Source organism: Gracilibacillus dipsosauri (genome assembly GCF_003176895.1).
Classification (GTDB): Bacteria; Bacillota; Bacilli; order Bacillales; family Amphibacillaceae; genus Gracilibacillus; species Gracilibacillus dipsosauri.
Map to the genome: position 1 here is coordinate 230,773 of NZ_QGTD01000021.1, position 10,146 is coordinate 240,918.

The 10,146-nt window shown below is 37.0% G+C and carries 11 protein-coding genes; 8 read left to right on the plus strand and 3 right to left on the minus strand.

The genetic code is table 11. The annotated features are described in order from the left end of the window. The first annotated feature begins 26 nt into the window (after positions 1 to 26). Positions 27 to 821 (plus strand): SDR family NAD(P)-dependent oxidoreductase, encoded by a 795-nt coding sequence (locus DLJ74_RS20220; RefSeq protein ID WP_109985839.1) that lies wholly within the window; start codon positions 27 to 29, stop codon positions 819 to 821. Between the two features lie 88 nt (positions 822 to 909). On the opposite strand, the gene DLJ74_RS20225 is transcribed toward DLJ74_RS20220, so the two are convergent. The 3 genes from DLJ74_RS20225 to moaC form a co-directional block, all read right to left on the minus strand. Further along, positions 910 to 1,539, minus strand: a complete 630-nt coding sequence (locus DLJ74_RS20225) for a hypothetical protein (RefSeq protein ID WP_109985840.1) — start codon at positions 1,537 to 1,539, stop codon at positions 910 to 912. Continuing rightward, entirely contained in the window at positions 1,532 to 2,059 is a 528-nt protein-coding gene (locus DLJ74_RS20230; protein ID WP_109985841.1) for an RNA polymerase sigma factor, read from the minus strand. The genes DLJ74_RS20225 and DLJ74_RS20230 overlap by 8 nt, the downstream gene beginning before the upstream one ends. A gap of 113 nt (positions 2,060 to 2,172) precedes the next feature. Further along, complete coding sequence (moaC, locus tag DLJ74_RS20235; RefSeq protein WP_109985842.1) at positions 2,173 to 2,655, minus strand: cyclic pyranopterin monophosphate synthase MoaC; 483 nt, start codon at positions 2,653 to 2,655, stop codon at positions 2,173 to 2,175. Between the two features lie 108 nt (positions 2,656 to 2,763). Here moaC and modA point away from each other — a divergent pair, with 108 nt between their 5' ends. The 7 genes from modA (at position 2,764) to DLJ74_RS20270 (ending at position 9,706) form a co-directional block, all read left to right on the plus strand. Beyond that, the gene (modA, locus tag DLJ74_RS20240; RefSeq protein WP_109985843.1) at positions 2,764 to 3,537 is read left to right on the plus strand and encodes a molybdate ABC transporter substrate-binding protein; all 774 of its coding nucleotides are present in this window, start codon (positions 2,764 to 2,766) and stop codon (positions 3,535 to 3,537) included. Next, positions 3,512 to 4,162, plus strand: coding sequence for a molybdate ABC transporter permease subunit (gene modB / locus DLJ74_RS20245; RefSeq protein WP_109985844.1), 651 nt, complete (start codon positions 3,512 to 3,514; stop codon positions 4,160 to 4,162). The genes modA and modB overlap by 26 nt, the downstream gene beginning before the upstream one ends. 94 nt (positions 4,163 to 4,256) lie before the next feature. Continuing rightward, the gene (locus DLJ74_RS20250) at positions 4,257 to 5,999 is read left to right on the plus strand and encodes an adenine deaminase C-terminal domain-containing protein (RefSeq protein ID WP_109985845.1); all 1,743 of its coding nucleotides are present in this window, start codon (positions 4,257 to 4,259) and stop codon (positions 5,997 to 5,999) included. Positions 6,000 to 6,092: 93 nt separating this feature from the next. Then, complete coding sequence (locus tag DLJ74_RS20255; protein ID WP_109985846.1) at positions 6,093 to 7,124, plus strand: DUF3048 domain-containing protein; 1,032 nt, start codon at positions 6,093 to 6,095, stop codon at positions 7,122 to 7,124. 26 nt (positions 7,125 to 7,150) lie between these two features. After that, a complete protein-coding gene (locus DLJ74_RS20260; RefSeq protein ID WP_054788002.1) occupies positions 7,151 to 7,447 on the plus strand; it encodes a YerC/YecD family TrpR-related protein in 297 nt (98 codons plus the stop codon). 59 nt (positions 7,448 to 7,506) lie between these two features. Then, positions 7,507 to 8,490 carry a Gfo/Idh/MocA family protein gene (locus DLJ74_RS20265; RefSeq protein WP_109985847.1) on the plus strand — a complete coding sequence of 328 codons (984 nt, stop codon included), beginning with the start codon at positions 7,507 to 7,509 and terminating at the stop codon, positions 8,488 to 8,490. Between the two features lie 136 nt (positions 8,491 to 8,626). Then, positions 8,627 to 9,706 carry a PRK06851 family protein gene (locus tag DLJ74_RS20270; protein WP_109985848.1) on the plus strand — a complete coding sequence of 360 codons (1,080 nt, stop codon included), beginning with the start codon at positions 8,627 to 8,629 and terminating at the stop codon, positions 9,704 to 9,706. The last annotated feature ends 440 nt before the right edge of the window (positions 9,707 to 10,146 follow it).

Below are 10,146 nucleotides of genomic sequence, written 5' to 3' on the forward strand. Positions count from 1 at the left end.
TGCTTTTTTAGGAGGAGAACATTACCATGGATATGGGATTAAATAATAAAACTGCTTTAGTTACAGGATCGACGAAAGGAATCGGTAAAGCAATTGCTTTTGAGCTTGCCAGAGAAGGAGTTAATGTACTCATTAATGGACGAAGTAATGAGGAGGTAGAACGGATTGTTCAAGAAATAAAATTAGAATTTCCTGCTACCTCTCCTCAAAATGCCACTGCAGATATTGTAGATAGCAAAAAAAGAGAAGCTTTATTTAAAAAATACCCCAATATTGATATTTTAGTTAACAACATGGGAATCTATGAAATTATGCAATATGAGGATATTGAAGATGAGGTATGGGAAAAATATTTTCGTACAAACGTGCTTGCTGCAAATGGATTATCAAAATTTTATCTACAAAGTATGTTAAGAAATGAATTTGGACGCATTATTTTTATTGCAAGTGAAGAAGCAATGATGCCCTCAGGGCAAATGCCTCAGTATTGTATGACAAAATCTATGCTATTATCCTTGTCAAAAACATTATCGAAATTAACAAGAGGAACGGAAGTGACAGTCAATACGATTATGCCAGGACCAACCCTTTCTGAGAATGTTCAGCAAATCATTGAGGGTATGTACTCGAATGAAGAGATGTCATTTTCAGATAAAGAGAAAGCATTTATGACAACAAATCTGCCGCAATCTGAACTTCAGAGGTTTATCAAGCCGAATGAAATAGGCCGATTAACGACATTTTTAAGTAGTCCCTATGCAGCGGCATTTAAAGGATCTCCAATCCGTATGGATGGGGGAATGGTGCCGACTATTTATTAAAAAATATCTTCTCTACAGGAAGGGATCCGAACCTCTATCCAAATCAAAGATTGAGTTCGGATTTTCCTTTCGTTTTAGACATCTACCATTACTCCACTTTCATTAACCTAGCTTGTTTTATAGTTGAGCCTGTTATGGCAAAATGATACTCCGCACCTTTAGTTGCTTCTATTATCATACTTGGTTTGAGAGTTATACCAACATTATCCTGTTCTGATTGGAAGATAACAACTTCTACTTTCATCTCACCATCGAACGGGAAATCCTTCTCAAGGAAGTGAAATATCATATTAGAATCTTTAGCTAGGTTGGACATATCGGCATTCATCATAGTTGGTGAAGTGACCTGTTTTCCATCTTTGAAAACTACAAGACGTATATGGTGAATCGTGAAATTACCCTGGTGCTCAACGATTACCTCCATCCCTTCATCTGTTTTGATCGTGGAATCTTGAGAAGAGGCATTTGGTGGATCGGTTAAATATCGATCTGGATTAATTAAGATAGGTACACTTAATAAAGCAATTATCATAAGAGCAGCAATCGTAACCATCGACATTTTCCAGTTTATTCGTGAGTGTCTGCTCGTTTTAACCGGCTCGTCAATCATTTTGTTTATTTTAGAAAAACTCTCTTCCTTTTCCTTTTTCGATAGATGGATTTTGGCATTCAATTGCTTTAAATCATTATCAAGTTTTTGATAATTACCTTTATTCATGAATATATCCCACCTTGTTTAATTCTTTTTTCAATGCTTTCATCCCTCTAAATAAATTGACCTTTACTTTATTTTCGGACCAACCTAGTATGTAACTAGTTTCTTTTATCGATAATTCCTTTATTTTGCGTAATACGATCACATCTCGATAATGATGCTTTAAGTTACTTAACGCTAAATATAGTTCCTTTTCAGATTCATTCATCATCGCGATTTGTTCGGGTGAACTCTCGTTTATATTGGATGTTGACCCGACCTCTAAGAAATAAGCAATCGGTCTCTGTTTACGTACATAATCTATCGTAAGATTACGTGCAATGCGGCTTAACCAGCCTTTGTAATTTTCCCCCTGGAATGTCTGCAAATGGTGATACGCTTGTAGGAAGGTATCCTGCATGATATCTCTTGCTTGGTTATAATCCCCTAGCATAAAAAAGACATATTGAAAGATATCGTTATGGTATGCTTCATACAATTGATTAAGCAGATGTTGGTACTTGTTGTGATCCAAAACCTCCATTCCTTTCTCTGATCTTATTCTTGGTTTCTACTATAACAACGGATTCATTACATTAAAGTTACACTTTTTCTCAAAAAAATAAAATAGCATCTGAGCTTAAGCCAGATGCTATTCTATCCCCTTATATATGGACCACTTTTTCCGCCAGTCTTTTCGACTAGGTAGGTTTCTCCAATCACCATATCCTTATCGACAGCCTTACACATATCATAAACCGTTAGTGCGGTAACAGATGCAGCAGTAAGTGCCTCCATCTCCACACCTGTACTTCCTTTTGTTTTCGCTTCAACCGTTATGATTAAATCATATCCATTATCCAGCGTACTCCATGCAAACTCGATATTTACCCCACTAAGTGGTAATGGATGACACATAGGGATGATCGTCGAGGTTTGTTTAGCGGCCATAATTCCAGCAACCTGTGCTACAGACAGCACATCCCCTTTACCAATTGTTTGATCTACTATTTTTGTATAAATTTCTTTATTTACTTGAATACTAGATTTAGCGATTGCTGTTCTACTTGTTATTTTTTTATCGGTAATATCGACCATTTTTGCTCTACCTTGTTCGTTAATGTGTGAAAATTTTCCCATAATTGTCACCAACCTTTGAACACTATTTGAATACTATTATACATTATTCTAATTCAGAAAAGAAACGTGTTATAATAGAGAAAATGAATTAGTGAAGAAGGTCACATAATGAAATTTGCTAAATACTTATTAATTTTCATGCTTTTTATCATGAGTGGTTGTTCGACAGAATCTAAGGAAATCACTGTTTCCGCAGCAGCTTCCTTAACGGATGCTCTAAATGAGGTAATAGAAGTCTATGAAAAAGACCATCCCAATGTGGAAATTCATGTCAATTTAGGTGGATCTGGAACACTTAGTCAGCAAATCATTCAAGGAGCCCCAGTTGATTTATTTTTTTCCGCTTCTTTAGAGATGTTTAACCGTGTGGTTGAAGAAGGAATGATTGATAAGGAGGACGCGATTCCACTATTATCTAATCAGCTTGTATGGATTCAATCAAAGGATCAAGCAATAGTAGAGAGTATCGAAGAAATGAACAAAATAGCGATCGGAACACCTGAAACCGTTCCAGCTGGAGCCTATGCGCAACAGGCTCTTACCTCCCAGAAGCTGTATGATCAAGTAAAGGATAAGCTCGTTTTTACAAAGGATGTTCGTCAAGTATTACAATATGTAGAAAGTGAAAACGTAAATGCTGGAATAGTGTATAAAACAGATGCCCTTCAATCAGAGAAAGTAATGGTTAATGAAGAATTATCCATTGGAGAACATGATGCAATTATTTATCCAGTAGGGATCATTAATAATTCTAAAGAAAAGGATACGACCAACTCTTTTTTAACATTTCTACAATCAAATGAAGCGATTAAGATATTTAAACAATATGGTTTTAATGAAATTGATGGTGACATAGATGGAAGCATTTTTTCAACCAATTAAATTATCCCTTTTTATTTCCTTTATTTCCTTAATTATTGTGACAATATTAGGGATGCTTATTGGATGGGTAATGGAAAAGAAAATATTTAAAGGGAAAGTGGTCCTTGATACGATTCTACTATTACCAATTGTACTGCCTCCGACGGTGATTGGCTTTTTGTTAATCATTATTTTTGGTACCAATGGGGTATTTGGCGAGATCAGTTCTTTTTTCTTTGATCAAACTATCATGTTCACGATCTGGGCGGCAGTTATCGCAGCAGTTGTCGTTGCCTTTCCATTAATGTATCAATCGGTTCGAACAGGTATTTCTCTTGTGGATCCAGCGATTGAGGATGCGGCAAGAGTGGATGGAGCTGGGGAATGGCGAGTGTTTCGATACATTACCCTTCCATTAATAAAAAAATCAACGATGACAGGCGTTGTGTTAGCATTTGCTAGAGCATTAGGTGAATTTGGGGCTACCTTAATGTTTGCGGGCAATATTCCAGGTACAACCCAAACCGTTCCGATGGCCATTTATGTAGCGTTTGAATCGAACAAAATGGGTCTGGCTTGGGCTTGGGTATGGTCGATTATTGTCGTTTCTTTCATTATGATCGGAATTATACGTAAATCTGCCTAAACAATCGTTGAAATTTTGTCAAAAACACACAATGCAAACGCTACCAAACCATGCTACAATAGACTTAAATTAAATATAAGTTGAGGAGATTAGCATGAGTGAGCATTTATATAGATGGCGTAATAAAGAAATTCGGAAGCAGGTAGCGGTTATTGATGGAAAAGAACTACCGACAATGGTATTGAAAAATGCCCTATACTTAAATGTGTTCTTACGAAAGTGGATAGAAGCCCATATTTGGGTTTATAAGGATCGCATTGTGTACGTAGGGGATAAATTGCCTCTAAACATGACAAGTATGGAGGTGGTGGATTGTAGCGGTAAATATGTAGTACCTGGTTATATTGAACCACATGTCCATCCATTTCAACTATATAATCCGTATGAATTAGCCATGTTTGCAGGACAGACAGGAACTACAACACTAATGAACGATAACCTGCCATGGCTTTATTTAATGGATAGGAATAAAGCGTTCTCATTATTGGAAGACTTTATGCAGCTTCCGGTATCCATGTACTGGTGGGCACGATTTGATTCACAATCCGAAATCAACGAAGAGCAAGAGATTTTTAATGATGAGGATATCCAAGCATGGCTCCAGCATGATGCTGTTGTTCAAGGTGGGGAATTAACAGCATGGCCACAAGTGATGAAGGATGACGATCGTATTCTTTATTGGATGCAGGAGGCGAAGCGATTACGTAAGCCTGTCGAAGGCCATTTTCCGGGTGCATCCGAAAAAACGTTAGTAAAGCTTAAGCTCTTAGGGGCAAGCTCTGATCATGAGGCATTATCAGGTGAGGAAGTTTTCCACCGCTTGGCAATGGGCTATCGGGTTGGATTACGTAATTCTTCTGTCAGACCTGATTTAGCAAAATTACTTCAAGAATTACAGGAATTAGAGCTAACTTCTTATGATCATTTAACCATGACAACAGATGGATCTACTCCATCATTTTATAAGAATGGGATCATTAACGAGTGTGTACAAATTGCTATTGATAACGGAGTCCCAGAGATAGAGGCATATATGATGGCAACCTACAATGCAGCAGAGCAATTTCATTTGGAGGAGCGTTTAGGTGGCATAGCACCAGGTCGTGTCGCTCATCTTAATATCTTGGAAGCAAAGGATAACGCAACACCAATTTCTGTAATTGCTAAGGGTCAATGGCTTAAGCGTGATGGTAAGATGATAAACCATAATCAACAAATAGATTGGGGCAAATACGGTCTTGACAAGTTAGATTTAAAATGGCATTTGTCAGAGAGTGATTTGCAATTTTCGATGCCTGTTGGTCTTCGAATGGAAAATGATGTGATTATGAAGCCATATCCTATCTCCATTGATGCCAATACAGAAAAAATTATGAATTCATGTGATGAATCTTTTCTCATGTTGATTGATCGAGAAGGAGAATGGCGAGTAAATACAATTATCAAGGGCTTCACGGAGACCTTGGGTGGTCTGGCAAGCTCTTATTCTCTGACAGGGGATATTGTATTAATTGGTAAGAGTAAATCAGATTTAATGCTTGCCTTTTCTAGAATGAAAGAAATTGGTGGAGGCATTGTGCTAGTGGACGAAGGGAAGGTAATCTTTGAATTACCATTAAATATAGCTGGAATGATGTATGATGGAAAAATGTCAGCTCTTATTAAAGAGGATGAAAAACTAAAAGAAATTTTAATAAAACATGGCTATAAATATGAGGATCCTCCATACAATTTATTATTTTTATCTTCCATGCATCTACCTTTTGTTCGAATAACTCCATTAGGAATAATTGATGTCAAGAAAAAAGATATCTTATTTCCTGCGATTATGCGTTAATCAATGCTATAATGAAATGGTTGATAAGACATGTACCTATAGTGCATGTCTCATTTTCTATTCAAAGAATCTTGAGGGAAGGCGGATTATATTATGAAATGGAAAATTATGCTTATTCTTGTTTTTTCTTTATTGTTAATGGCTTGCTCAACTAATGAAAAAGAGACATCCAATCCAAAGGAACCAGAACAAGAAGCACCCGTGGAAGAGCCAGTCGAGGAGACGGAACCAATCATTGCACCACTCACTGGGCTAGAGTTAGAGAGCGAACCGCCGAATCGAATGCTAGCTATTATGATAAACAATCATCCGAAGGCAAGACCACAAACGGGGTTATCACAGGCAGATATTGTTTTTGAAATATTAGCTGAGGGTAATATTACGAGATTTATGGCCTTGTTTCATAGTAATCTCCCAGAAAAAGTAGGACCTGTCAGAAGTGCGCGACCGTATTATTTTAATCTTGCTAATGATTATGGTGCGCTTTATATTTACCACGGAGCGGCTGACTTTATTGAACAAATGCTTCAAAATGGAGCAGCCGATCATTTAAATGGTAGCTACTATGATAATGATAAAGTTTTATTCGAACGTTCTAGTGATCGTGTAGCACCACATAATTCTTATGTGTTAATTGACAGTGTGTATGAGGAAGCGGAAGAAAAGGGATACGAAATAGAAGGAAGCTACTCACCGTTTTCCTTTTTAAGTACAGAGGAAGTTGTAGAAGGTGACCCGGCAACAAATGTCCAGTTTGATTATATCGGAAATCCTATTCAATATATCTATGAATCTACCAATGAAAAATATATTCGTTACGATGGTGGAACAGAGACGACTGAAAAGGCTACTGGCGAAGAAGTAGAAATAGATAATGTCTTTATTTTAGAAACGGCACATGAGGTTGTCGATAATGCAGGAAGACGTGAAATTGACTTACAATCTGGAGGGGACGCTTTATTGCTCCAAAAGGGTAAAGTACAACACGTGCAATGGGAGCGAATTGATGATAGAATAATCCCAACGAAGAATGGAAAACCTGTTCCACTAGTTCCAGGGAAAACATGGATTAATGTTATTCCAACATCCCCAGGCATTGATGGAGTAGAGGTAACGAGTGAATAAGATGGAATAAAAGGAGAGATTATTCCATGCAAATCGATAAATTGCGTGGCGAACAACTAGATCAGTTATTTGATGCCATATTGACATTAAAGGATCGAGAAGAATGCTATCGATTTTTTGATGACATTGCAACAATGAATGAGATTCAATCATTAGCACAGCGCTTACAAGTTGCGAAGATGTTAGACGAAGGTAGTACTTATACAGCTATTGCAAAGGAATCTAGTGCATCAACGACAACTATTTCCCGGGTGAAAAGATGTCTAGCCTATGGGAATGACGGTTATCGTATCGTACTCGATCGTTTAAAAGAAAAAGAATAAAGAGGGTGCCTCTCTTTTTGGGGGACTCTTTTTCATGTGTGAAAAAGGAGAGGATAGTAATGGTTCGTTTTGGTGTAATCGGAACTAATTGGATCACAGATCGATTTATTGATGGGGCGCAGAAAATAAAGGATTTTCAGCTTACAGCTGTTTATTCAAGAACAGAAGAAAATGCAAAAGAATTTGCAAATAAATATGGTGTGACATCAACCTATACAGATTTATCCGTATTTGCAGAAAGTGATGTAATAGATGCTGTATATATTGCAAGCCCGACTGCTTTTCATGCTGAGCATGCCATGACCTGTATGAAGGCTGGAAAGCACGTAATAGTGGAAAAGCCGTTTGCCTCCAACCAGCGCGAAGTAGAATCGATGATAGAAACAGCGAAGGCTAACAATGTTACTTTAATGGAAGCAATGAAAACGACACACCTTCCAAACTTCGATCTTGTAAAAAAGAGTCTGGATAAAATAGGGCCAGTCCGTCGCTATGTAGCGAATTTTTGTCAGTATTCTTCCAGATATGATAAATACAAAGAAGGTATTGTCTTAAATGCTTTCAAACCAGAATTATCAAATGGCTCCTTAATGGATATCGGAGTGTACTGTCTATACCCTATGGTAGCTTTATTTGGAGCACCAGAAAGAGTGAAAGCAACTGGTTATATGCTAGATTCAGGAGTAGATGGGGAAGGTACTGTTACAGTGGATTATCCTACTTTAAATGGTGTAGCCATGTTTTCGAAGATTACAAACTCGAAATTACCATCTGAGATACAAGGAGAAAAAGGCTCGATTGTTATCGGAAAATTTTCTGATATGCGAGATGTGAAAATTGTTTATCATGACGGCACAGAGGAAAAGCTAACTACGGATCAAGTTGAGAATTCTATGTATTATGAAGCCTTATCCTTTATTCAATCTGTACAAAAAGGCGAAATCGAAAATAGTACAAACACCTGGGAATTATCCTTAGAAACAATGAAAGTATTAGATCAAGCACGTGAAGATATAGGGCTCGTGTTTCCAGCAGATAAATAAGTAGTCAAATCCTCAAAAGGCTGTGATCTTTTGGGGATTTTTTAGTTGAGAAATACTAAGATGAATACGTGGTATCAGAAATTGAAACATTTGCATAGGCTAATGTGTAAATCTTTTTTCAAAGAGGTGATGATTTTTGTCTGGGAAAGGGATGCATTATTATGCAAGTGGGAATACGGCAAAAGGATTCTATAATTTGTTTGAATCAAATATGCAAGGATTAGAAAATATTTATCTTTTAAAGGGTGGTCCTCATACTTTAAAATCCTCGATGATAAAAAAGTTAGCTGATACATGGACAGAACAAGGATATTATACAGAGAGAATTCATAGTTCATCTGATAATGATTCGTTAGCTGGCCTTATTATTCCAGCACTTCAATTTGGGATTTTTGATACATCTACTTCACCTATTTCAGAGGTTCACTATGTGGATTTTGAAGCAGCTTTAGATAAAGCAAAGTTAAAAGCTATGCATACCGAATGGCAGGAATTACATGCAAAAATTTCAGAGACATTTCAAGCAGCATATGATTGCTTTGCAGATGGTCTACACATTCATGATTACTTAGAGGATATATATATTAAGGAAATGGATTTTAATAAGGCCAATCAAGTAACAGACGAATTAATTCAAGAAATTTTACTTGATAAAAAGAGTAACAACGAAAATGCAATTATTCGCCATCGTTTCTTCGGTGCCTCTACCCCTGCAGGTGTTGTGGATTTTATTCCATCAATTACCGATGGATTGACAAAGCGTTATTTTATTAAAGGACGTGCTGGAAGTGGAAAATCAACACTTTTAAAGAAAGTAGTCTCAACAAGTAAAGAACGTGGATTCGATATAGAAGTTTATCACTGTGGCTTTGACCCAAAAAGTGTTGATATGGTAGTGATTCGGGAGCTTAGTGTATGTTTATTTGATAGTACGGATCCGCATGAATATTTTCCTGAGAGAAAGGGAGATGAAATTGTTGATTTATACAAGCTAACCATCACCCCTGGTACAGATGAAAAGTATGAATCTGATATTATATACTATACAAAAAGCTATAAGCAAAGGATGAAGGATGGTATTGCTCATTTGAAAAAGGCAAAGTCTTTGAATGATCAATTAGAAGCTATGTATATGGATGCCGTTGATTTTTCGGTAATTGATGAAATGGATATAGCTATCAATAGGGAGATTGCTAAGCTAGCGAAAAATAGTTAGCTTTGCGAATAACCATGAAGCATTGGAAAAGAAGATGCTTCATGGTTTATGCAGTGACGACATTTGTATTCTCTCCCATAAGCTACCGCCTGTATCCAAGAGATAACGTACATTTTAAGCTACCGCCTGTCCAAAATGTTCTTTATCCAAGAGATAACGTACATTTTAAGCTACCGCCTGTCCAAAATGTTCTTTATCCAAGAGATAACGTACATATCAAGCTACCGCCTGTCCAAAATGTTCTTTATCCAAGAGATAACGTACATATCAAAGCTACCGCCTGTCCAAAATGTTCTTTATCCAAGAGATAACGTACATTTTAAGCTACCGCCTGTCCAAAATGTTCTTTATCCAAGAGATAACGTACATATCAAGCTACCGCCTGTCCAAAATGTTCTTTATCCAAGAGATAACGTACATATCAAAGCTACCGCCTGTCC

Excerpts from the sequence above, each read along its gene's own strand:
- moaC (WP_109985842.1), bottom strand. The coding sequence starts at position 2,655 with ATGGGAAAATTTTCACACATTAACGAACAAGGTAGAGCAAAAATGGTC.
- DLJ74_RS20230 (WP_109985841.1), bottom strand. The coding sequence starts at position 2,059 with ATGGAGGTTTTGGATCACAACAAGTACCAACATCTGCTTAATCAATTG.
- DLJ74_RS20255 (WP_109985846.1), top strand. The coding sequence starts at position 6,093 with ATGAAATGGAAAATTATGCTTATTCTTGTTTTTTCTTTATTGTTAATG.
- modB (WP_109985844.1), top strand. The coding sequence starts at position 3,512 with ATGGAAGCATTTTTTCAACCAATTAAATTATCCCTTTTTATTTCCTTT.
- modA (WP_109985843.1), top strand. The coding sequence starts at position 2,764 with ATGAAATTTGCTAAATACTTATTAATTTTCATGCTTTTTATCATGAGT.
- DLJ74_RS20250 (WP_109985845.1), top strand. The coding sequence starts at position 4,257 with ATGAGTGAGCATTTATATAGATGGCGTAATAAAGAAATTCGGAAGCAG.
- DLJ74_RS20225 (WP_109985840.1), bottom strand. The coding sequence starts at position 1,539 with ATGAATAAAGGTAATTATCAAAAACTTGATAATGATTTAAAGCAATTG.
- DLJ74_RS20265 (WP_109985847.1), top strand. The coding sequence starts at position 7,507 with ATGGTTCGTTTTGGTGTAATCGGAACTAATTGGATCACAGATCGATTT.
- DLJ74_RS20260 (WP_054788002.1), top strand. The coding sequence starts at position 7,151 with ATGCAAATCGATAAATTGCGTGGCGAACAACTAGATCAGTTATTTGAT.
- DLJ74_RS20220 (WP_109985839.1), top strand. The coding sequence starts at position 27 with ATGGATATGGGATTAAATAATAAAACTGCTTTAGTTACAGGATCGACG.